The sequence below is a fragment of the Chryseobacterium sp. PTM-20240506 genome, assembly GCF_048296755.1.
Lineage (GTDB): Bacteria > Bacteroidota > Bacteroidia > Flavobacteriales > Weeksellaceae > Chryseobacterium > Chryseobacterium proteolyticum.
The window spans coordinates 4,353,458-4,377,958 of sequence record NZ_CP182581.1; the positions used below are offsets into that span (position 1 = coordinate 4,353,458).

At 37.8% G+C, this 24,501-nt stretch carries 18 protein-coding genes; 13 read left to right on the plus strand and 5 right to left on the minus strand.

Features of this window, described 5'->3' with window-relative positions; translation table 11 throughout:
• Positions 1–22 precede the first annotated feature (22 nt).
• The 3 genes from ACNFU2_RS19580 (at position 23) to ACNFU2_RS19590 (ending at position 7,922) form a co-directional block, all read left to right on the plus strand.
• Positions 23–3,421, plus strand: a complete 3,399-nt coding sequence (locus ACNFU2_RS19580; protein ID WP_306611195.1) for a polysaccharide deacetylase family protein — start codon at positions 23–25, stop codon at positions 3,419–3,421.
• A 75-nt stretch (positions 3,422–3,496) separates the two neighbouring features.
• The gene (locus tag ACNFU2_RS19585) at positions 3,497–5,554 is read left to right on the plus strand and encodes a M13 family metallopeptidase (protein WP_418122767.1); all 2,058 of its coding nucleotides are present in this window, start codon (positions 3,497–3,499) and stop codon (positions 5,552–5,554) included.
• 271 nt (positions 5,555–5,825) lie between these two features.
• Entirely contained in the window at positions 5,826–7,922 is a 2,097-nt protein-coding gene (locus ACNFU2_RS19590; protein ID WP_273650944.1) for a M13 family metallopeptidase, read from the plus strand.
• Between the two features lie 63 nt (positions 7,923–7,985).
• Here the strand turns inward: ACNFU2_RS19590 and ACNFU2_RS19595 are convergent, their stop codons facing one another.
• Entirely contained in the window at positions 7,986–9,032 is a 1,047-nt protein-coding gene (locus tag ACNFU2_RS19595) for a hypothetical protein (protein WP_172276775.1), read from the minus strand.
• A gap of 354 nt (positions 9,033–9,386) precedes the next feature.
• On the opposite strand from ACNFU2_RS19595, the gene ACNFU2_RS19600 reads away from it, so the two are divergent.
• The 9 genes from ACNFU2_RS19600 (at position 9,387) to ACNFU2_RS19640 (ending at position 17,800) form a co-directional block, all read left to right on the plus strand.
• Complete coding sequence (locus ACNFU2_RS19600; protein WP_228456922.1) at positions 9,387–9,833, plus strand: type VI secretion system contractile sheath small subunit; 447 nt, start codon at positions 9,387–9,389, stop codon at positions 9,831–9,833.
• Between the two features lie 22 nt (positions 9,834–9,855).
• Positions 9,856–11,217 (plus strand): DUF5458 family protein, encoded by a 1,362-nt coding sequence (locus ACNFU2_RS19605; protein WP_172276781.1) that lies wholly within the window; start codon positions 9,856–9,858, stop codon positions 11,215–11,217.
• A 64-nt stretch (positions 11,218–11,281) separates the two neighbouring features.
• Positions 11,282–11,755: a hypothetical protein gene (locus ACNFU2_RS19610; protein ID WP_273650945.1), complete on the plus strand. Its 474-nt coding sequence runs from the start codon at positions 11,282–11,284 to the stop codon at positions 11,753–11,755.
• A 90-nt stretch (positions 11,756–11,845) separates the two neighbouring features.
• Entirely contained in the window at positions 11,846–12,880 is a 1,035-nt protein-coding gene (mutY, locus tag ACNFU2_RS19615; RefSeq protein WP_273650946.1) for an A/G-specific adenine glycosylase, read from the plus strand.
• A 44-nt stretch (positions 12,881–12,924) separates the two neighbouring features.
• Complete coding sequence (gene gldD, locus ACNFU2_RS19620; RefSeq protein ID WP_273650947.1) at positions 12,925–13,482, plus strand: gliding motility lipoprotein GldD; 558 nt, start codon at positions 12,925–12,927, stop codon at positions 13,480–13,482.
• A gap of 27 nt (positions 13,483–13,509) precedes the next feature.
• Positions 13,510–14,433, plus strand: a complete 924-nt coding sequence (locus tag ACNFU2_RS19625; protein ID WP_273650948.1) for a PfkB family carbohydrate kinase — start codon at positions 13,510–13,512, stop codon at positions 14,431–14,433.
• A gap of 87 nt (positions 14,434–14,520) precedes the next feature.
• Positions 14,521–15,888, plus strand: coding sequence for a peptidylprolyl isomerase (locus ACNFU2_RS19630; protein ID WP_273650949.1), 1,368 nt, complete (start codon positions 14,521–14,523; stop codon positions 15,886–15,888).
• Between the two features lie 180 nt (positions 15,889–16,068).
• The gene (locus tag ACNFU2_RS19635) at positions 16,069–17,013 is read left to right on the plus strand and encodes an NAD(P)H-dependent flavin oxidoreductase (protein ID WP_172276796.1); all 945 of its coding nucleotides are present in this window, start codon (positions 16,069–16,071) and stop codon (positions 17,011–17,013) included.
• A gap of 16 nt (positions 17,014–17,029) precedes the next feature.
• Positions 17,030–17,800 (plus strand): alpha/beta fold hydrolase, encoded by a 771-nt coding sequence (locus tag ACNFU2_RS19640; protein WP_273650950.1) that lies wholly within the window; start codon positions 17,030–17,032, stop codon positions 17,798–17,800.
• 10 nt (positions 17,801–17,810) lie between these two features.
• Here the strand turns inward: ACNFU2_RS19640 and ACNFU2_RS19645 are convergent, their stop codons facing one another.
• Both ACNFU2_RS19645 and ACNFU2_RS19650 read right to left on the minus strand, forming a co-directional pair.
• The gene (locus tag ACNFU2_RS19645; protein ID WP_306611207.1) at positions 17,811–18,428 is read right to left on the minus strand and encodes a hypothetical protein; all 618 of its coding nucleotides are present in this window, start codon (positions 18,426–18,428) and stop codon (positions 17,811–17,813) included.
• A gap of 27 nt (positions 18,429–18,455) precedes the next feature.
• A complete protein-coding gene (locus ACNFU2_RS19650; protein ID WP_172276805.1) occupies positions 18,456–18,755 on the minus strand; it encodes a rhodanese-like domain-containing protein in 300 nt (99 codons plus the stop codon).
• 107 nt (positions 18,756–18,862) lie between these two features.
• Here ACNFU2_RS19650 and queG point away from each other — a divergent pair, with 107 nt between their 5' ends.
• Positions 18,863–19,810, plus strand: coding sequence for a tRNA epoxyqueuosine(34) reductase QueG (gene queG / locus ACNFU2_RS19655; protein WP_306611210.1), 948 nt, complete (start codon positions 18,863–18,865; stop codon positions 19,808–19,810).
• 55 nt (positions 19,811–19,865) lie between these two features.
• On the opposite strand, the gene ACNFU2_RS19660 is transcribed toward queG, so the two are convergent.
• On the minus strand, positions 19,866–21,335 hold the full coding sequence (locus ACNFU2_RS19660) for a TolC family protein (protein WP_172276811.1): 1,470 nt from the start codon (positions 21,333–21,335) through the stop codon (positions 19,866–19,868).
• Positions 21,328–24,489, minus strand: coding sequence for an efflux RND transporter permease subunit (locus ACNFU2_RS19665; protein WP_172276814.1), 3,162 nt, complete (start codon positions 24,487–24,489; stop codon positions 21,328–21,330). The genes ACNFU2_RS19660 and ACNFU2_RS19665 overlap by 8 nt, the downstream gene beginning before the upstream one ends.
• Positions 24,490–24,501: the final 12 nt, after the last annotated feature.

A 24,501-nucleotide genomic window follows, 5' to 3' on the forward strand; every position in this document is an offset into this window, starting at 1 on the left:
CTTCAGCCGAAAATATCAAAACGTGGAAAATTCAAAACAGGTTTTTCAAACAACTAATAAAAAACGCTGGAGAAATGTGCAGTGGGGATCCCGCATTTTTATCTTTGTCGGGATATTGCTTTTTCTGGCGTTGGCACTCATGATGAAACTGGATAAAAGTCCCAAAATCCCTTTTCATGAAGATTACAAAACCGTTATCACAGCAGGAAAGCCTTACCTTCAGGAGAATAGAATCTCAAAAGAATATAAGGGATTCAGAAGCTTTATTTCTGAAAAGACCATTCGTACCAATGTTTCCAAAATTGAGGAAGCAAAAGCAGAAAGATTAAAAAACCAAAACAGGAACTGGGCTCAATTTCCAGGAGGGATCCGTTCTGCTTTCTATGTAGCCTGGGATCCTCAATCCCTCATGTCTCTGAAAAGGAATGTTAAGCACATCAATTTAGTCTTTCCGGAATGGTTTTTCCTTGATCCTAAAACAGGAGATCTTAAAACCAACATCGATCCCGAAGGATATAAGGTTATAAAAAGAACGGGAGTTGCAGCGATGCCGATTCTCAGTAATAACTCAGACAGAGAATTCCGTGCTGAGGGCTTGGCAAAAGTACTTAACGATCCGTTAAGAAGAACCAAACTGATCCGGAAGCTTGCGGAGGAATGCGTGAAGTTTCATTTCAAAGGAATCAATATTGACTTTGAGGACATGAATCTGGATTCTGATGAAAATCTTATCGCTTTTATGAAAGAGCTTTCAGATAATTTTAAACAGAATAAGCTGCTGGTGACCATGGATATTATGACGGATAATGACGATTATAATATTCAAAAATTAAATCCTTACGTAGACTATTTTGTGTTGATGGCATACGATGAATATTCAGCTTCGGGGGATGCAGGACCTATCTCTTCTCAAAAATGGATTGAAGCTCAAACCGGGAAAATTTTAAAGAAAACAACGGCAAACAAGATTATTCTAGGTCTTGGGGCTTATGGATATGACTGGAGCTCAAATCCGGATGATAATATTTCGGTTTCCTATATGCAGGCTATTACTAAGGCCAGTGCAAGTAAATCGGTTATCAATTTTGATGACAATACTTTTAATCTCAACTATTCATACACAGATTTTAAGAATAATACCCATACGGTATTTTTTAATGATGCGGCATCGATTTTTAATACTATGCGCTTTTCTTCAGAATATCCTTTGGCGGGAACTGCACTTTGGAGATTGGGAAGCGAGGACAGCAGAATCTGGAATTTTTATGATAAAGATCTCACTTTTGCCGGCCTGCCTAAGCTAGATCTTAAAAAACTGGAGAATGTAAAAGGCCAGACCATGGTAGATTATATCGGAGATGGTGAAGTATTGGATGTCCTGAATACACCCCATGACGGGAAAATAGCTCTGGAAACAGATCCTAAAGAAAAAATTATTACGGATGAGAACTATATCACGTATCCAAGTTCTTATGAAGTGAAAAAATATGGTTGGGCACCACAGAAAGAACTGGTACTGACATTTGATGATGGTCCGGATGAAACGTATACTCCTCAGGTCCTTGATATCTTATCAAAATATCACGTTCCGGCTGCATTCTTTTTAATCGGCCTGAATGCTGAGAAAAATCTTCCTCTGGTAAAAAGAATCTACAGAGAGGGACATGAAATAGGAAACCATACTTTCACTCATGAAAATGTGGCCAAAGTAAGTCCGGAGAGGGCTTTATTAGAGATGAAACTGACGAGGCTCTTATTTGAATGCATAACCGGTCATAGCACGATCCTGTTCAGAGCACCTTATAATGCAGATTCCGAGCCTACAACCTCTGAAGAGATTATTCCCGTTGCCTTGGCCAGACAGCAGAATTATCTCGATATCGGTGAAAGTATAGATCCCGAAGACTGGCAACCTGGTATTAAAGCAGATGAGATCGTAAAACGTGTAATGCAGGGTATCAAGCAGGAGAGAGGAAATATTATTCTACTGCATGATGCTGGAGGAGACACAAGAGAAGAGACGATCAAAGCTCTGAAAATTTTAATTCCTACTTTGCAGAAGCAAGGTTATCATTTTACGAATCTGGCAAGCATTTTACATAAAAGTAAAAATGAGCTGATGCCTGCGGTTCCAAAAACCAAATCGTACTATATTATGCAGCTGAATCTTGTATTAGCGACTGTGATTTATGGGATTAGTCATTTTTTGGTGGCCTTATTTACCATCTTCATTATTTTAGGAATTATCCGTTTGTTATTTATGGTGTACTGGGCAGTTAAAGAAAAAAGCAAAGAGAAAAAGCTTTCAAATTTTCCCGTATTGGATACCTATCCTAAAGTATCTATTATTGTTCCTGCCTATAATGAGGAAGTTAATATTGTATCTTCTTTGCATAATTTATTAAAACAGTCCTATCCTAATTTTGATGTTATTCTTGTAGATGACGGAAGTAAAGATCTCACTTATACAAAGGCCAGGGAAGAATTTGCTGAACATCCTAAACTCAAGATTTTCACGAAAGCTAACGGAGGAAAAGCAACCGCTTTAAATTTTGGGATTTCACAAACCGATGCTGAATATGTTGTTTGTATCGATGCCGATACCAAACTGCAGCAAGATGCCGTGAAGTTTTTGATTGCAAGGTTTTTGAATGCCTCTGCTGAAGAGAAGATTGCAGCAGTTGCGGGAAATGTAAAAGTTGGAAATCAGGTCAACTGGCTTACAAAGTGGCAGGCGATAGAATATACAACAAGCCAGAATTTTGACAGGTTAGCTTATGCGAATATTAATGCAATTACAGTAATCCCGGGAGCAATCGGAGCGTTTAGGAGATCCGTAATTGATGAGGTAGGTGGATATTCTTCGGATACACTGGCTGAAGATTGTGATATTACGGTAAAAATTCTTAGAGAAGGATATACTGTGGCTAATGAAAACAATGCTGTTGCCGTAACAGAAGCTCCGGAGACGGTAAAACAGTTTTTAAAACAACGTTTCCGATGGACCTATGGAATTATGCAGATGTTCTGGAAGCAAAAACAAACCTTCTTAAACCCTAAATATAAAGGACTGGGACTTTGGGCAATGCCAAATATTTTATTGTTTCAATATATTATTCCGTTCTTTTCACCTTTTGCAGATGTCATTATGTTTTTTGGGATCTTATTTGGAAACGGAGAAAAAATATTTATATACTATTTACTTTTTCTTTTGGTTGATGCTTCCCTTGCAATCATTGCGTTTTTGATGCAAAAAGAAAAGCTGATCAATCTCGTGTATGTGATTCCGCAAAGATTCGGATACAGATGGCTGATGTATATTGTATTGTTCAGAAGCCTGAGAAGGGCCCTGAAAGGAGAAATGCAGTCCTGGGGATTTCTGAAAAGGACAGGGAATGTAAAGGAGATAACAACTTCTTAATATTTGTTTAAATTTGTTTTTGTAAACGTAACATATGTTACAATATAAAGACATATTATATAAATTGTTATTATAATGAAAAAACTAACGCTTTCTTTGTTTTTACTAGCGGGAATTTGCTCACAGAATACAGTGAATGCTCAGGCTAAAACAACTAAAACAGTAATGAGTACAACGGATAAAGGTTTAGACCTTAGTTTAATGGACAAATCTGTACGTCCACAGGATGATTTTTACAACTACGTGAGTGGAACGTGGATGAAAACGGCCAAAATTCCAGCTGATAAACCAACATGGGGAAGCTTCAATAAACTGGCAGATGATACTGACAATAATTCAATGACGATTTTGAATTCTCTTTTGAAGGATAAATTTGCAGAGGGAAGTGAAGGTAAAAAAATCCAGGATCTGTATGCTACTTATATGAACATGCGGAAGAGAAATGCTGATGGTATCAAACCTATCCAGGCTAACCTTAGTAAAATCGATGCTATTAAAAACCTTGCCGATCTGCAGAATTACCTGATCTCTGTAACTAAAGAAGGAGAGAATGTGTTATACGGATGGGGCGTAGATGCTGACCTTAAGGATTCTAAAATGAATGCGATCTATCTTGGCGATGCATCTCTTGGTTTAGGAAGAGATTATTATCAGAAAGTAAATGAAAAAAATACGGAAGCGATTGCTGAATACCAAAAGTATGTGGCTTCTATGTTAAAAGAATTAGGGTACAAAAATGCTGATGAAGCTGCAAAAGGAATTGTTGATTACGAAAAAAGCATTGCTAAAACTTATCTGACAAACGAGCAGATCCGTGATTCCAATCTTCAATATAATCCGAAGACGATGTCTGAACTTTCTGCTTTAGTAAAAAATGTTGATCTACCGGCTTACCTTAAAAAAGTTGGAGTAAATTCAGATAAAGTAATCATTGGAGAACTGGGTTATTATAAAAACTTCGACCAATTGGTAAATGCTAATAATCTTCCGGTTATCAAGGATTATCTGAAATTCCACCTGATCAACGGAAGCGCATCTTATCTGAGTGAAAACCTTGGGAACATGAGATTTGCTTTCTATGGAAAATACCTTAGAGGTCAGCAGGAACAGAGAGCTTTAAACAAAAGAGGATATGAGCTGATCAACAGTTCTCTGGGCGAAGCTTTCGGTAAATTATATGTTGAGAAATATTTCCCGGCTGAAGCTAAAGCTCAGATGGTTGAATTGATCGATTATTTAAAGAAAAGCTTTGTGGTTCACATCAACAATTTAACATGGATGTCTTCTACAACAAAAGAAAAAGCATTAAACAAGCTTAATAAATTCACTGTAAAAGTTGCTTATCCGGATAAATGGAAAGATTATTCCAAATTGGTTATCACTCCAGAATCAAAAGGAGGTACTTTATACCAAAACCTTCAGAATGTTTCAGAATGGCAGTATAATAAAGATTTAGCTAAAATTGGAAAACCGGTTGATAAAACTGAATGGGGAATGACTCCACAAACGGTAAATGCATATTATAATCCGGTAAATAACGAGATTGTATTCCCTGCAGCTATTCTTCAGCCGCCGTTCTTTAATCCTCAGGCTGATGCTGCTGTGAACTTCGGTGGAATCGGAGCTGTTATCGGTCATGAAATGAGCCACGGATTTGATGATTCAGGAGCTCAGTTTGATGCAGACGGAAACCTGGTAGACTGGTGGACACCTGAAGATAAAACGAACTTTGAAAAAGCAACAAAAGCCCTTGCTGCCCAATATGATAAATATGAGCCGGTAAAAGGAACTTTCGTAAACGGAACCTTTACAAATGGTGAAAATATCGCAGATTTAGGAGGTGTAAATATCGCTTATGATGCATTACAAATGTATTTGAAAGATAAAGGAAATCCTGGAGTGATCAGCGGATACACACAGGATCAAAGATTCTTCTTAAGCTGGGCAACAGTATGGAGAACATTATCAAGTGAAAAGTACATGATCAATCAGGTGAAAACAGACCCGCATTCTCCTGGATATTTCAGAAGCTTCGGTCCGTTAACGAACGTTGACGCATTCTATAAAGCATTTGATGTAAAACAGGGAGACAAACTGTATAAAGCTCCTCAGGACAGAATCAAAATCTGGTAATAATAAATGAAGCCGCTCAGAAATGAGCGGCTTTTATTTACTTGCTGAGCAAATCATGTACAGTAGTTGGTAAATCTCAATCGGAAGAAATGGGTCTATACTTTTATTTCAATAATCGGTATTTTTTCTCTAATTTCAAATCCTGGAGCTTATACTCTCTTAACCTGATTGCCATATTCCTCAACTTTTAACAATTTCTCAATTCTACCATCTTACATAATGAAAATTCGTATATTTGGTAAGTTTGTGTAAAATCAAAAAACGATCTTTAATGAAAAAGCTAAATATTGGGATACTTGCCTTTTCGGGTATGGTATTTTTAAATTCTTGCGGAACAGCAAAAACTGCAGAAAAAACTACTAAAACAGAAACTCCGGTGGCAACTACACAACCCGTAAAAGAAGAGGTGAAAGAAGAAGGGATTACCCTTTCTTACATGGATAAAAGTGTTCGTCCTCAGGATGATTTCTTTAATTACGTGAACGGAAATTGGGTGAAAAATACACAGATTCCGTCTGATAAAGCAAGCTGGGGTTCCTTCAATGCATTGAGGGAAAATGTGGATGATGCTTCCCTTGATATTTTGAATAAAATCTTATCTGAAAAATATTCTGATGGTTCGGAAGGGCAAAAAATACAGAATTTGTATGCATCTTTTATGGATGTAAACAAAAGAAATGCTGATGGATTAGCTCCTATTAAAGGTGATCTGGCTAAAATTGATGCCATTAAAAACCTTAATGATCTACAAAAATATCTTTTGGATGCGACAAGATTAGGTGACAATTCGTTCTATGGATGGAGAGTAGGTGCAGATATGAAGAATTCTAAAATGAATGCTGTTTATCTTGGTGGACCGGATCTCGGATTAGGAAGAGATTATTATCAAAAAGTAAATGAAGCCAATACCAAAACTTTGGGTGAGTATACTACTTATGTAGGAAAGCTATTCGGAGTATTAGGATATAAAAACTCTACCCAGGCTGCAGAAAATGTGGTTGCCTTTGAAAAACAATTGGCAAACTACCTTTTAACCCTGGAGCAGAACAGGGATGCCAATTTAAGATATAATCCTAAAAATGTTTCTGAGCTATCAGGATTGGTTAAAAATGTAAACCTGGCTAAATATCTTGCAGATGCCGGAGTAAAAACAGATAAAGTTATTGTAGGTGAATTGAAATATTATCAGAATATGGATCAGTTCATCACACAGAAGAATCTTCCATTATTGAAAGACTATTTAAAATATCATGTCATTAATGGTAATGCAAGCAACCTCGATGATGGTCTGGAGCAAATCCGTTTTGATTTCTACTCCAAATATCTTCAGGGTCAAAAAGAACAACGTCCGATGAATAAAAGAGGGCTAAGCCTGGTGAATGGCGTTCTTGGTGAAGCTTTTGGAAAATTATATGTTGAGAAATACTTTACTCCTGAAGCAAAAGAGCAGATGGAAACTTATATTGATTACATTCTGAAATCGTTCAAGACGCATATCAATGAAATGGATTGGATGTCTCCGGAAACAAAAGTTAAAGCGCAGGAAAAACTTTCTAAGTTCACCGTAAAAATTGCTTATCCGGATAAGTGGAAAGATTATTCTGCATTGAAAGTAGAAGCACCATCTAAGGGAGCAACGTTATATTCTAACTTACAGAATGTTGCCGCTTGGCAATACCAGAGAAGTCTGGAAAAAGTAGGCAAGCCTGTTGATAAAACTGAGTGGGGAATGACTCCACAAACGGTAAATGCGTATTATAGCGGTTCAAATAATGAGATTGTATTCCCTGCCGCTATTCTTCAGCCTCCTTTCTATAACCCTAAAGCGGATGCTGCCGTTAACTTTGGTGGAATAGGAGCTGTTATCGGCCACGAAATTTCTCATGGTTTTGATGATAGTGGTTCCCGATTCGATGGAGATGGAAATCTGAATAACTGGTGGACAGATGCCGACCGTAAAAACTTTGATGCAAAAGTAGGACAGCTTGCAGCTCAGTATAACGGATATGAGCCTGTAAAGGGAAGTTTTGTAAACGGTAAGTTTACAAGCGGTGAAAACATTGGCGATCTTGGTGGAGTGGCGGTAGCATATGATGCATTGCAGATGTACCTTAAAGATCATGGAAATCCGGGATTAATCAGTGGATTTACCCAAGATCAGAGATTCTTCATGAGCTGGGCAACAGTTTGGAGAACTAAGTCTACGGATCAGTATATGGTAAATCAGGTGAAGACCGATCCGCATTCTCCTGGATATTTCAGAGCCTTTGGCCCATTGGTGAATCAGGATGCATTTATCAAAGCATTTGATATAAAACCTGGAGATAAGCTGTACAAAGCACCTCAGGATCGTATAAAAATTTGGTAATTCAACCGAAAATTGTTAGAAAAGAAAAAATCCGTCTCTCACATTAGTGGGGACGGATTTTCTTTAATATGCATTTTTATAATTCCGGATCACAAACTTTATTCCGGTTTCTATAATGTCTCCCATGGTTTTACAATATTTGAAATTTACATCGTAAGTGAGTTTTTGCAAAGCCGTCTTTAGTTCTGTAACATTGGCTTCCGGTGCGAGATCTTCTTTTTTCATAATAGAAATGAGTTCATCAAATCTGTTTTTACTGCTGGTTACCCTTTTTACAATTTGTGAACGTACTTCTTTACGGTACTGTTCTATGGAACTGGGTTTCAGTTTTTCCAGTACCATATTGACCATTTGACTGTTTTCTTTAAAATATTGGGGGAGGTATACCTTCAGATTTCCTTCATAAGTTTGTTGGTCAAAGTCAATGGGGCGGATTCTGTAAATAACCTGGTCAAAATCATGTATTGGAATAATGACATAGTTATAAGAGCGCATGTCACCAAGGAGCCCAATAAGACAGCGTTCATTGAATTTTACAAACTCCTTGGAGATCTGAGCTTTTTCGGGCTCCGTACAATTGGGTAAGTGCTTCTTAATAAAAACATCACCGGGAATTCCTAAAATATGCTCTTCTATTAAAGTGTTTTTGTAAATCAGAAAGTTAATTCGATTAGGAGAAAGCAGATCCTCAAGCTCCAGTCCATAAATACGGGAAGCATCTGCCTGCTTAATATAAAAGTTAGTGTAATTGTCATTCAGAATATTTCTCACCCGGATTCGAAAAGGTTTAGAATTTCCGAAGGTGCAAAAGTCGATTGTATCCACTTTCAGGTAGGGTAAAGTAGCCTCATCTCCGTCAGAATGAAGAAGAGTATAGATCTTGTTTAGATTAGCTTCTATTTCTTTAAACTCATGTTCAGAATACAATACCCCAAGCCACAAAGTATCTTTACCATCATTATCCAGGATACTTACGCTGTCACTAAATCTCAGGAGGTCTTCATACAGAAAATGAATCTTGGTTATTCTGTTGTGTTTTTTCAGATATTGCTGTAATGCTTCTGAAACAGGAAATATTGGTTTTCTAAACGCTATCTTTACATCTTTCATAATTCTGTTTCTTTGTTTAAATATAAAGAATATTTTTTTCAGTATTTTTTTCAGATATAAGAAGAATTTTTATTTTGTCCCGGATTTAACATCTTTGCATAAGAGCAAAGTACACCAGGATTTTATTTTACCTCTTTATAGCTTATTTTTATTTATTTTTCATAGTTTAGTGAGGTGAAAATGACATATTTAAGTGTCACAGACCAAATAGGATTAAATAATGTAAGAAAAATCTTAACAAAATTTTGTATGTTGGAGTTTTTTTTTAAATTTAAACATTGGATTGGCGACTTATTCGATTCGTCGGGTAAAGCCGGTTCTAACCAAAATCAAAAATCTCAAAATAATAATAATATGGCAATGTTTAATTATGGTGTTGGCGGAAACGAGATAAAAGTAGACGCTAATGAGGCTATTCAGGAAATCCAAGAGAATAAGTCATTAATTGTAAGCCAGCTTACTACCGATGAATCTTATACCCCTGAAATTGTAACAGGATTAAAGACTGTGGATGACGTCTTCAAACATTTTCAACCTTCGATAAGTGTACAACATGAAACGGAAGATGGTAGTGTAATCAATGAAGAATTCCGTTTTCAAAATCTGGGAGACTTCACTCCTAAAAGCCTTACGCAAAAATCAGATTATTTACAGCAACTTAGTATGGAACAGGAACAATATAATAAAATTGTCCGCCAGCTAAAAACCAATAAGGTTCTACGCAGTATGCTGGAAAATGAGCAGACAAGAGCTGCATTTGTGGAAGTGTTGAAAGAAGTGGCACAAGAACTTGAAAAATAACCTAAAGACTTTACATTAAATCATGGATAGTAAATTACAGGCAGCTGAAAGCCAACAACAAGGCCAGCAGCAACATTCGGGACAACCGAAAGGTAATCCCCTTGCCGAACTCAATAAAATTGGTGGTTTCGGTTTTGTAGAATCTGTTGTTGACGGCATCGCCAACATGAATCCTACCAGAAAAGCAAGAAAAGAAATATTTCTCACCGATAATAATAAAGGAGATGAAAGAAAAGAATTGCTACAGAAGATTAATCTTTGGGTAAGCCTTCTGGAAGGGAACGAATCTGCAGATAAAATGGCAGAAGTGTGCAAAAATAAAGCACAACAGGCAGAAAATAGTTTAAAAACAAATTTAAAGAACACTCTGGATACGGTTCGTCAGTTAGAAACATCTTATCGTACAGTAGCACAGTTCTATAAAAATACCGAACTTGATAAGGTTGATAATGTAAGTATTGTGAATGCAAGCTTAGATCAACTATCGGATCTTGATAATCCGCTTTTCATCGATGCTATTGCTGAAGAATTCAAGAGTTATTATGATCGTCTGGATCTTAGAGACAATTATTCCCTTTTAGCCATTCCTGGTTATTTAGGATCAAATAAAGTAGTCGAAAAATGGGCAAAGATCTGTAATGAGAACAAAGTAATGTTGGTTACCGATTTTGCTAATCTTGACAAACCGGATGACGTAGTGGATTTATTTCATTCTGCGAACCTTACCGGTGGAGAACTTCACAGAAGTAATGTAATCATGACCTGCAACTGGCTTGTAGGACGTGGAAGAGCTGAAGAAGTGGGTGAAGAAGAAAATGTGGAACTTCCACCTTCTACTTCATTGGCCGGTAAAATCCATAAAACATTAATGTCTCAGGTAGCGGCCGGTAAGAAACATGGTAACATCAACGAAGTAGATGCCGTAAAATTCGAATTGAAGAAGAGTGAAATTTCTCAGTTGGAAAAAATGGGATTGGTCCCAATGGTTAATGAATATGGCAAGATCATGGCCTTCTCTGCAAAAACGTTGTTTACAGGAGATAATATCGGTCTTCAAACCTATTCCGTAGTTCGTGTATTCGATTATGTAACCAAAGTTTTGCTGGATTTCCTTAACAGAAGAGCATTTGAAAACTGGACCGCTAAAAATGAAGATGATCTGAGAAGACAGATTGTAACCTTCCTTGATGGTATCAAAGGTCCGGATAAACTGATTGAAAAATTCAAGATCGTTCGTTTCGAACAGGATAAAGTAAATAAAGACAGGGTATGGCTTGATATCCGTTTAACGCCTTATTTCCCAACAAAGAGTTTCGTTATTAAATTGGACGGACATAAAGGGGATGATGGTAACGAATGGGAGTCTCAATATACTCAGGACTAATATATCCTTACCAAATAATAAAAACCGATGCAATTTTACATCGGTTTTTTTCTACCAAATTTATATGAAAATTAATATGTTTACATCCAGGTTTGCCTATTGCATACCCGTTTTCCTGATGCTTTTTATAGGCTGCGAGAAGAAATATCAAAGCCCGAATTACTATAAAAAAGATCTTTTTGAAGATGAGAGACAGGAAGGGAAAGCTTATATTATGAATAAAGAAGAATGTATCGACGGTAGTGATATGGTTCTTGTCAGTTCAGATATAAAGCTCGTAGACAGCTCATCCGGTCGCGGGAGACCTATTTTTATTTACAGACTTACTTCCGGTGAGATAGAAAAAACGACAAGAGACTCTGTGGTCACCTATCCGTTCCAGTTTCTATCCAACCAGAGGCTAAAGCTTAAAAAAGATTCCATGTATGTTTTTCTGAAAAAACTTAACGGATACCGTTTTATTGCAGAAGAGAAAAAGCTTAAGTATCAATGGCTGAAATCCGCTCCAGTATATACCGTAGGTACAGAAAGTAAATAGTTCTATCTTTGCAAATGCTTTTATTTATTTCATATCCTATTTGTGAAATGATGTAAAAGGCAGGTTGAATTATTTAAACAGAGTCACTTTTTGGAAAAGAATTTTAAGGATTCGGACTTTCTTCATGTCGGAAACAAGCTGTTAGGATGGTACAAGGAAAATGCCAGAGATTTACCATTCAGAAAAACAAAAGATCCATATAAAATATGGATCTGCGAAATTGTTTTTCAGCAAACCAGAATTGCTCAGGGGCTTAACCATTATAATAATTTTATCAGACGATTTCCGGATGTGAAATCCCTGGCGTCAGCAGAAGAAGATGAAGTCTTGCTTCACTGGAAAGGCTTGGGGTATTATTCCAGAGCAATCAATATCCATAAGGCAGCCCAACAGATCATGACAGATTTTGATGGTATTTTTCCTGCCCGGTATGAGGATATATTACGGCTAAAAGGAGTGGGGAAGTATACTGCAGCTGCAGTTTCGAGCATTTGTTTTAACGGACGCATGCCTGCCGTTGATGGGAATTTCTACAGGGTATTAAGTCGTGTTTTCGCAGATGATTTTGATATTTCAGGTTCAAAGGCCTTTGCTTATTTTTCTGAATTGGCGTCATTAGTTATGCCGGAGAATGTAGGAGATTTTAATCAGGCCATGATGGATCTGGGATCTGAAATCTGTAAGCCCAAAAATCCTCTGTGTGAAAAATGTCCTTTAGAAGATGATTGCCTGGCCTTTGCTTTGAACAAGGTTTCAGAGTTTCCGGTTAAAACAAAAAAAGTAAAAACAGAAGACCTTCATCTGCAGTATTATTTTATTCATTACAAAGGCCAATTTGTGATCCAACAAAGAAAAGATGATTTTATCTGGAAGAAACTTTTTGAATTTCCGTCCTCTCTTCCTAAGGATTTCAAGATATTTATAAAAAACCTTAAAACAGTTCAACATAAGCTCACCCATAAGAATCTTACCATAGATATTTATAATGTTGAAATCCCTTCAAAAGCTATCTGGGAGGATTTTACAGTAAATAATCTATATATTGTAACGGACTACCGGGGATCACAGGATAAATCTTTTCCCAAGCCTCTGGAAAGCTATATCCAAAACTCGTTGAAAGACTGAAATTTGTCTTCCTAAATCTGAAATCTAATTTGTACTTTTGCAAAATGATTAAAAAAGTCATTTTTATATTTGCTTCATTGCTTTTAATTTCATGTGGAAAAGATCCAATCCCAAAACCATACGGAGAACTGCGTTTGGAATATCCCACACCAAAATATCAAAAATTTGATCCTGACTGTGCTTATAGTTTTGAATACTCGGATTTTGCAATGATCACAAATGCTAAAAGGCCTTGCTGGTACTATCTGAATTATCCTAAAATGAAGGCTAAGGTTTTTGTTACCTATTATCCGATTCAGAATGATTTTGCCGATCATATCAAAGAAGCTGAAAAGATGGTGTATGAGCACACCATTAAGGCCAGTGCCATTGACACTAAGTCTTTTGAATATCCCGAAAAGAAAGTCTACGGGAATTTTTACGAATTAAAGGGGCAGAGTGCTTCCAATCTTCAATTTTACATTACAGACAGTACAAAACACTTTGTAACTGCTTATCTATACTTTAATACAAGACCGAAACCGGATTCATTGGCTCCTGCAGTAAATTATATCAAGAATGATATGAAGCATCTGCTGGATACTTTCGAATGGAAAAAATAAATCAGTTTAAAATACATTGAAAAATATATGAAACTTTTAGTTGTTGGAAGTGTTGCATTTGATGCAATTGAAACACCGTTTGGTAAGACAGATAAAATTTTGGGAGGTGCCGCTACTTATATCGGGATCACTTCATCTATCTTAGGCGTAAAATCAGGGATTGTTTCTGTTGTTGGAGGGGATTTTCCACAAGAGCATCTTGATATGTTTACCGACAGGGATGTAAATATCGAAGGAATTGAGATCGTGAAAGAAGGAAAAACATTTTTCTGGTCAGGAAAGTATCATAATGATTTAAATACAAGAGATACCTTAGCTACAGAAGTAAATGTTCTGGAAAATTTTGATCCGAAAATCCCGGATTCTATGCAGGATGCAGAGATTTTGTTGTTAGGAAACCTTCATCCGGGGGTACAGCTGTCCGTTCTGGAAAAAATGAATGAACGTCCAAAGCTTGTTGTCCTGGATACCATGAATTTCTGGATGGATACTGCGATGGATATTTTAATGGATATGATCGCCAAAACAGATGTGATTACCATCAATGACGAAGAAGCCAGACAGCTTTCAGGAGAATACTCTTTAGTAAAAGCGGCAAAAAAGATCCTTAAAATGGGACCTAAATATGTGATCATTAAAAAAGGGGAACACGGAGCATTACTGTTCAATGAAACTCAGGTGTTCGCTATTCCGGCCCTTCCGTTAGAAGATGTTTTTGATCCGACCGGAGCAGGAGATACTTTTGCAGGTGGTTTTGCTGCCTATTTAGCCAAGAAACAGAAAATCGATTTTGAAACGATGAAATCAGCATTGATCGTTGGTTCAGCAATGGCCTCATTTACTGTAGAGAAGTTCGGGACCGAAAGAATTGAAGAAGTAAGTGAATCGGATATGTTCAGCAGACTGAGACAATTCAAAGAATTAACAACATTTGACGTTGAACTACAATAAATAGATGTTTTTAAGAAATATTTATAATAAAAAATTTAGTGTAATTCGTTAAGAATTCTAAATTTGCAACTTGTTTAAAATACTAAAATGATAAATAAACTAAAGATCACTTTTCTTTTTGGAGTTTTTGTGATGCTGTTTGCTACTAACATGAAGGCCCAGTTAAAACAAGGGGACCTGGTGGATGGTATTGCTGCTGTAATCGGAGATGAAATTGTGTTAGAGTCTGACGTTAATGAACAGATGAATTATGCAAAACAGCAGGGCGCTTCCAACACAGATAAGTGTGAGTTTTTGGAGAATCTGATCAACAATAAACTTCTTGTATTCGAAGCAAAAAAGGATACCTTGATTGAAAACAGATCGGCTGCTATTAAAACTCAGGCTAATGCAAAGTACAGCCAGTTACTTTCCCAATTTCCTGACGAAAAATCAATGTTAGCCGCCTACAAGTTCAGAACTGCTTACGAAATGAAGAATGCTATCGAAAAGATAGACACGGATACCTATTACGGGCAGGCAAAATATCAGAGAGTTACTGATAAGGCCGATGTTACGCCAAATGAAGTAACCGATTTTTATAATATGTATAAAGCTCAGTTACCTGAAATTAAGGATGAAGTAACTTTAGCGCAGATCATGATGTATCCTAAACTTACGGAAGCCCATAAAGATGAGCTGATCAATAAGTTAAAAAAGATTAAACAGGATATTGCAGGTGGAGAATCATTTGAAAGCCAGGCGAGAATCTATTCTGAGGATCCGGGTTCTGCATCTACTGGAGGTTTAATGAAAAATATCTCTAAAGGACAGATGGTAAAACCATTCGAAGCGGCTGCACTAAACCTTCAGGAAGGGGAAATTTCAGACCCTGTAGAATCAGAATTTGGGTACCATATCATTCAATTGGTGAAAAAATCAGGAAAGATATATGATGCAAGACATATCCTTTTGATGGCTACTCCTACTGAAGACGAAATTAAAACAGCTAAAAAGAAATTAGACAGTATTAAAACCCTGATTACAGAAGGGAAAATTACATTTAAAGATGCTGCCTTTAAATATTCAGATGATAAAAGAACAAAATTCAATGGTGGGGTAATTTCCGGATCTGATGGTTCTAATAAGATCGAAAGAGAAACTATTCCGGGAACTATCAGCTATGAATTGGCAGGTCTTAATAAGGATGATATTACCAGTGCTTTTGATGATGAAGACGAGAGAAAAAGAAAAGTAGTGAAAATTGTAAAGATCGAAGATGTGATTCCTTCTCACCAGATCACTCTGGAAACCGATTATGACAGAATAAAGCAAATGGCACTTAATAAGAAGCGAAATGAAATGGTTGAAAAATTTGTGAACTCCAAATTACCAACAACATTTATATCGATAGACAGCCGTTACGATTCCTGCAAGTTTAAAGGAAACTGGAAAAAAGAGGCTTTAAAGAAATAATAGAAAAACCTTCAGATCATCTGAAGGTTTTTTTTATAGATGGCATCCGGGATAATTAAAATTAAAAAGAAAATTTATCTGAATATTCTTCAAATAGAAAGGGATGAAATTTTTGTTTTTTAGTATTTTTACAGCATGAGTAATTTTATAGATTTTAGTGCGGCTAAAAAAATTTATGGGATGGAATCAGAACAAAACAGGATTACCAGACTTTTTGATATAAAATATCCGATCATTCAGGCAGGAATGATATGGCATTCCGGATGGAGACTTGCTTCAGCAGTTTCCAATTGCGGAGGGCTGGGATTAATCGGTGCAGGAAGTATGTACCCCGATATTTTAAGAGAGAATATTCAGAAATGCAAAGCAGCTACAGACAAGCCTTTTGGCGTAAATGTACCTATGCTTTATCCTAATATCGAGGAAATTATTCAAATCATTTTGGAAGAAGGAGTGAAGATTGTTTTTACCTCAGCAGGAAATCCTAAAACCTATACAGAAACTTTACAGAAAGAAGGTATTAAGGTGGCTCATGTTGTTTCGTCTACAAAATTTGCCATTAAATGTGAAGATGCGGGAGTAGATGCTGTGGTAGCGGAAGGCTTTGAAGCAGGAGGACATAACGGAAGAGATGAAACTACGACCTTCTGCCTTATCCCTAATGTAAAGCAACACATTTCTAAGCCCTTAATTGCAGCTGGAGGGATTGCTTTAGGTTCTCAGATAAAAGCGGCTATGATTTTGGGAGCAGATGGTGTACAAATAGGGTCCCGGTTTGCGGCAACCCATGAAGCCAGCGCCCACGAAAACTGGAAAAAGAAAATTACAGAGCTGAATGAAGGAGATACTCATCTTACCTTAAAAGAACTGGCTCCGGTAAGGATGGTTAAAAATAAATTCTTCAATGAGCTAGAAAATATTTATCAGTCCGGGAGAGATGCGGAAGCTTTAGCGGCGTCTTTGGGTAGGGCAAGAGCAAAAAAGGGGATGTTCGAAGGAGATCTGGAAGATGGAGAACTGGAAATAGGACAAGTGTCTGCATTGATCAATGACATCCTACCTGTTGAAACTGTTTTTGCTAACCTTCTGAATGAATTTGAAGAGGTAAAAATGCCTAAATTTTAATGAAGCAATAACTTGAATGTCGGTTAATTTAGCAAAACCCCAAATAAAAAATCTTTATATAGAATACGATAATTCACTGGGCAACAGGCCTACATTGGTTTTTCTTCACGACTCCCTTGGATGCACCCAATTATGGAGGGATTTTCCCCAAAAACTTTCCGAAGCTTCCCAATGTAATGTTCTGGTTTATGATCGTTTAGGATATGGTAAATCAGGTCCGATGCTTACATACGAAAGACCCGATAATTATATGGAGTTGGAAGCAGATCTTCTGAATGAGTTGTTGCAGGAGCTTAACATCAAAGATGCTATTTTATTCGGGCACAGTGACGGAGGAACCATAGCTCTTATCACTGCCGGTAAATATCCCGAAAGAATAAAAGCCGTTATTTGTGAAGCAGGACATATTTTCGTTGAAGATGTTACGCTGAAAGGAGTGTACGATGCATGGGAAGCTTATAAAACTACGAATCTTCCTGAGCGCCTGCAAAAATACCACGGAGATAAAGTAGAAATGCTTTTCAAGGCCTGGACAGAAACCTGGACTCGGGAGGGATACAGAAATTGGAACATCGAGTATATATTGAAAGATATTATATGTCCATTACTATTTATTCAGGGAGATGCTGATGAATATGGAACTTTAGATCAGGTAGAAAAAACAGTAGGACAGATGAGCGGATTCTCAGAGAAATATATTATACCAGGGGTAGGACATACACCACACAAAGAAGTACCTGAAATTATATTGGAGAAGGCGAAAGAGTTCATAGAGAAACACATTTAATAAGGTTGGTCTATAAATTTGTTAATTCATACTCTATATTTTTTCTGGCCTGATGTTCATATTTATTCTTAAAATAGTCAGTTTTAAAAATATAATCCGACTCCAGAAAATGCAGAAGTACTTTTCTTCTGCCAGGTTTATATAGAAAGTCAGGATAGATAGAGTATTCTCTTCTGATCATTTTAGTATATTCCAGATAGGTTTGAGGGTCTTGTCCTAAAATCGATAAGTCAGCGTCTAAAAGATAGTTGGTGTCATTATCTGGGGATTTTTGATGCAGTTGAGTTGCCAGAATCTGTTGAAATATATTATCTACGGACTTTTTATCTACCTTAATTTCACTAAGCCTTATTTTCGCCAATTCAGCACTTTTTTTCTCATTAGCTTTTGAGGAAGCATCATAAATAATATCGTGATAAAATACTGCAAAACTTATCACCTGAAAATCTGAAATATCACTTTTTACCTTTTCCAGCTCCGAAAATAAAGCAGTCAGATGTTCCAGATTGTGATAAAATCTTCCTTTTTGGGAGTATTGGATCTCTATTTCCTGCCACAATTTATTAATGAGATACTGGTCCTGTGTGTAAGGAAGGAGATTCTGAGCTAATCTTTCTTTCAGATTCATATTATTAAAAGGGATAAAAAAAGGAACTTAAAAAGTTCCTTGATTTGCTTCGATTGTTGCTTTCAGGTCTGCCCAGCCACCGCCGTTATAACCGTCCTTTAACCCCTGGGAATTTAAATATTCCAACGCTTTTCCGCTTCTGTTTCCACTTCTGCAGAAAATTACAACTGGTTTTTCTATCGATAGAATTTCTTCTTTTCTATCTTCAACTTCACCTAATGGAATATTTTGAGCTCCTTCTATATTACCATCCATTTCCAGTTCCATTGGTTCGCGAACATCTATTAATTGATAATTTCCGGATTTTAATACATCTGCTAATGACATAATTGTAAATATTTAGTGTTAAAAGTATAAAATGGCTGTCTGAAATATTTCACACACCCAAACTCCAACAAATTTATAAAATAATCTTAGTTTTGCAATGGGAAATCATGAATTCAACTGCTGAAAAATATTCTGAACTGATAAAGTCCAAGGCACAACGTTTTGGATTTCAGAATTGTGGTATCTCCAAAGCTGATTTCCTCGAAGAAGATGCCCGTCATCTGGAGAAATGGTTAAAGAATAACTTCCATGGGGAAATGAAATACATGGAAAACCATTTTGATAAAAGATTAGATCCCCGATTACTGGTAGAAGGCTCGAAGTCAGTGATTTCATTATCCTATAACTATTTCCCTGAAGAGAAGCTTTCCACGCTGGAAAACTACAAGATCTCAAAGTATGCATACGCCGAAGATTATCACGAGGTAATTAAGGAAATTCTTCGTGAAATGGTGACTGAGCTGCAGGAGGAGATCGGGGAATTCGGATTCAGGGTTTTTGTAGATTCTGCTCCCGTACTTGAAAGAAGCTGGGCCAGGAAATCCGGAATTGGATGGGTAGGGAAAAACGCCAATCTGATCACGAAACAAAACGGCTCCTTTTATTTTTTAGCGGAGATTATTTGCGATCTTGAGCTGATTGCAGATCACGAAACCACCAACCATTGCGGTACCTGCAGAAAATGTATCGATGCTTGTCCTACAGATGCTATCATCTCGGATAAAATCGTTGATGGAAGCAAATGTATTTCATATGCTACCATTGAATTGAAAAGTGAAATTCCCGATTATTTCAGGGATAAAATGCAGGATTGGATGTTTGGCTGTGATATCTGTCAGGATGTTTGCCCTTGGAACCGGTTTTCAGCTCCGAATATGCAGAGCAAGTTCAAGCCTAACGATAGCCTTAAAAATTTTAAAAAAGGCGAATGGAAAGAGCTTACGCAGGAATTATTCTCTGAAATCTTCAGGAAATCGCCTGTAAAAAGAACAAAATATGCAGGCCTGAAAAGAAATATTGAGTTTTTGGAAAACGGTAGTGATCCTGAATCTTAAAAAAGAAGCCTACCTTTCGGTAAGCTTCCCTAAGAAAAAATTAAATTGGTATATATTATTTTTTTATAATATCGGGGGGGGCAACAGGATTCTGATCCCATCCGCCACCAAGTGCCCTGTAAATGGCAACACTTGCTTTTAACTGATTCACTTTCTTTTCAACGAGTTCAAACTTGGATTCAAGAGCATCCCGTTGGGTCAGGAGGACTTCCATATAATCTGCACGGGCATATTTAAAAAGATCATTGGAAATATCAATGGACTTTGTTAAGGCATTTACTTCCTGATTTTTAATGTCAAAACTATTTTCCAGATTATGAATCTTTGATAATTGGTTGGCTACCTCAATATAAGCACCCAGTATAGTTTGCTCATAATGGTAAACAGCCTGCACCTGTTTTGCATTGGCATTATAATAAGCTGCCTTTATTGCATTTCTATTGATCAGTGGGGCAGTAAGCTCTCCTGCAAGAGAATACAGAAAGGACTGAGGCTTGACAATGTACAGAGGGTTAAAAGCCTGAAATCCTACTCCCGCAGCAATATCAAGAGAAGGATAAAACCTTGCTTTTGCTGATTTTATATCCAGCTTTGATGCAGCAAGCTCATATTCAGCCTGTTTAATGTCAGGTCTGTTTTCCAGTAGCTCTGAAGGAATTCCTGTATATACCGGTTGTGGAACGAGGGTATCAAAAGTATTGCGGGTTCTTTCCACAGGCTGTGGAAATCTTCCAACAAGGTAGTTGATCCTGTTCTCTGTTTCCACAATTTTCTGCCTGATATCGTACTGCATTCCCTGGGTTTTTAATACCTGAGCCTGAAAACGTTGAACGGCAAGTTCATTGGAACGGGCAAATTTTTTGAGATCTCTTACAACCTCTAAAGCATCATTCTGAATCTTTATATTCTGCTGTAGGATATCCAGTTCATTATCCAGAGCCAGCAGTTCATAGTAAGAATCAGCAATTTCAGCAATAAGATTCGTGGTCATAAAATTCTTTCCCTCTACACCGGCAAGGTACCTCTGTACCTGAGCTCTTGTGGCATTGTGCAGTTTCCCCCAGATATCGGTTTCCCATTTGGCCTGGGCTCCTACGGCAAAATCAAATAAAGGATCCGGCATTTCTCTGCCCGGTTCAATTTCAGTATTCGCTTCCATTGCGCCGATATTAGTGTATCTGCTTACTTTATCCATACCGGCTCCGGCTTTCAAACCTACTGATGGCAAATACTCTCCCTTACGGGCCTTGATCTCATTTTTGGAAATTTCTATTTCCTGGAGAACAATATTCAGCTCCTGGTTATTCTTAAGAGCTTCATTGATCAGTGCCTGGAGATTTGGATCACTGAAATATTCATTCCATTTGATCTTTCCTGTATTGGAAGAACTATTATCATCAGTCCCGTATTGTTCAGGAACTGTTTTATTTTCGGCACGCTGTTCTATTTCTATAGGTTTGCAGGCAGCAAGGCTTAATAGGACCAACGCGATCCCTGCATATTGATATATTTTATTCTTATTCATAGTGTATCATATCTTCGCTTAGCGGTGATTCATCTTCGTCTTTGATCATTTTTTTGCCATCAGACCATTTGGCAAAAATGTAATAGAGGCCAGGAATAATGATGACTCCTAAAATAGTTCCCACGAGCATTCCTCCTAATGCAGAAGCTCCAATGGTGTGGTTTCCGATCGCTCCGGCACCTCCTGCAAAAATTAAAGGAACAAGACCTGCAATAAATGCAAAAGAAGTCATCAAGATCGGACGGAACCTGATCCTTGCACCTTCCACGGCTGCTTCAAATATGGAATCCCCTGACTGTCTCCGCTGTACGGCAAACTCAACGATTAATACTGCATTTTTACCCAGAAGACCTATTACCATGATCAGTCCTACCTGAGCATAGATGTCATTTTCCAGACCCATTGCCTTAAGGAGAAGGAAAGATCCGAATACCCCCACAGGAAGCGAAAATAAGACAGCGAATGGAATGACAAAGCTTTCATACTGCGCCGCAAGTACGAGGTATACGAATACAAGAACAACCAGGAATACATAGATGGCTTCATTTCCGCGCTGTGCTTCGTCATAAGACAATCCTTCCCAGGCAACTTTGTATCCGTGAGGTAAAGTTTTAATTGCTGTTTCATTAATCGCATTAATTGCATCTGCAGTTGTGTACCCGGCAGCCGGTAACCCCCGGATCGCAGCAGAATTATACATGTTGTAGCGGGTAATTTCATTAGGCCCCTGTGTTTTTTTCAGCGTCATGAATGCTGAATAAGGAACCATTTCATCACGGTCATTCTTTACATAGAGCTTCATGATATCCGAAGGAAGTCTTCTGAATTCAGGAGAAGATTGTACATATACTTTAAAGAACTGCCCGAATCTGATAAATCCTTGCTCATAGGTACTTCCGATCAGGATATTCAGGTTGTCCATCGCCTTACCGATAGAAACTCCTTTCTGCATGGCGGCATTATTATCAAAAACAAGCTCATATTGCGGATAATTGGCTGCAAAAAAGGTGAATACCCCTGTTAATTCCTTGCGCTTTTTAAGGTTGGCAATAAATTCCTTGTTTACCTTATCGAAATCCTGATAATCTGTGGTTCTGTTCAGATCCAGCAGTCTCATGGAAAATCCTCCTGAAGATCCAAATCCGGGAACAGCCGGTGGTTCAAAAAACTCAATGGTTGCTCCGAGATCTTTTGATTTTTCTTCAAGTTCTTTCATGATTTCTTTTACAGAATGGTCACGGGCACTCCAGGTTTTAAGGTTAATCAGACAAGTTCCGGCATTAGAACCACGCCCTTCCGTCATAATTTCGTAACCCGCCAGTGAGGATACGGATTCTACACCGTCCACACCCTGACAGATCTTCTGTAATGCTCTGGAAACCTTATTGGTCTGTTCCAATGTAGAACCCGGAGGTGTCTGAATAATGGCATAAATCGTTCCCTGGTCTTCATTGGGGATGAAGCCTCCCGGAAGTGTTTTGTTGATGATAAAAATTCCGGCTGAAAATAAAATCAGGATTCCCCAGGTTACCACTTTTCTGTTAACGATTTTTCTCAGAAGCAATGCATACTTACCGGTTACTTTATCAAAACCTTTATTAAATGCATCCAGTGATTTTGTAAAGAGATTGGCTTTTTTAGGTTTTCCATGATTGTTTTTCAGCAGCATTGCCGCTAAAACAGGCGTTAATGTAAGGGCAACTACAGCAGAAATCACGATGGAACTCGCCATTGTAATTGAAAACTGACGATAAAAGGTTCCTACCGGCCCTGTCATAAATGAAATAGGGACAAATACTGCCACCATTACAGCAGTAATTGCGATAATAGCGCCTGCAATTTCAGCCATTACTTCTTTCACAGCTTTATAAGGTGAAATGTTGCTTTCTTCCATCTTGGCGTGTACAGCCTCAATAACCACAATCGCATTATCCACAACGATACCGATAGCTAGAACAAGGGCAAATAAGGTTACCAGATTTATGGATAGGCCAAAAAGCTGGATAACAAAGAATGTTCCTACTAAAGAGACGGGAACGGCAATGATTGGGATCAATGTTGACCTCCAGTCTCCAAGGAAGATGAAAACTACAATGGCTACAAGAATAAAGGCATCCCTCAATGTGTGGACCACCTGTTCGATGGAAGCATCCAGAAACTGGGATACGTCATAGCTGATCTTGTAATCTACTCCTGGTGGGAAGCTACCTTTCATTTCCTCAAGCTTTGCTTTCACATCTTTTATTACGTCATTCGCGTTACTTCCATAATTCTGCTTCAGGACTATAGAAGCAGAAGGATGTCCGTCGAGATTGGAATAAATATCAAAGAATTCGCTTCCCAGTTCTACCTTAGCTACGTCTTTAAGCTTAATATTTTCCCCCTCAGCATTGGAACGTACAATGATGTTCTCATACTCTTCAGGTTTGTTATATTGTCCTTTATAGGTAAGAACATATTCAAGGGACTGCGCTGCAATTCCTGAGCTCTGACCGATTCTTCCGGGACGCCCGATGATGCTTTGCTCACCAATAGCCTTCATTACCTCATCCACAGAAATAGAATAAGCACGCATACGATCGGGATTCAACCAGATTCGCATTGCATATCTTCGGCTTCCCAGGATCTGGGATTTTGCGATACCGTGAATACGGTTGATTTCAGGAATGATGTTTACGGTTGCATAGTTGTAAAGGAATTTTTCGTCCATGCTCTTGTTGGTGCTGTATAAATTGACATACATCAACATACTGGGCTGAATGGGATTTACTACAACCCCCTCTTTCTGTACGAGTTCAGGTAAAAGGGGCATCACCTGGTCTACTCTCGTTTTTACAAGAACAACGGCAGCATTGGGATCTGTTCCGGGATCAAAAACAACGTTTACCGTAGCTTCTCCGGCACTGGTCGCATCGGTGGTGATGTAACGCATTCCCTGTACTCCATTGATGGCATTTTCAATGGTAATCAATGAGGATTTCACCAGTACATCGGCACTCGCACCCGGATAAGCAATGGATACGGCAACCGTAGTAGGTGCGATTTTTGGAAATTGTTCGGTAGGAAGCTGTTTAATGGCCAATCCACCGACAAAGAGGATGATGACCGATATTACGATTGCGAATACCGGCCGGTGTATTACTTTTTTAAACATAATTCTGCTTTT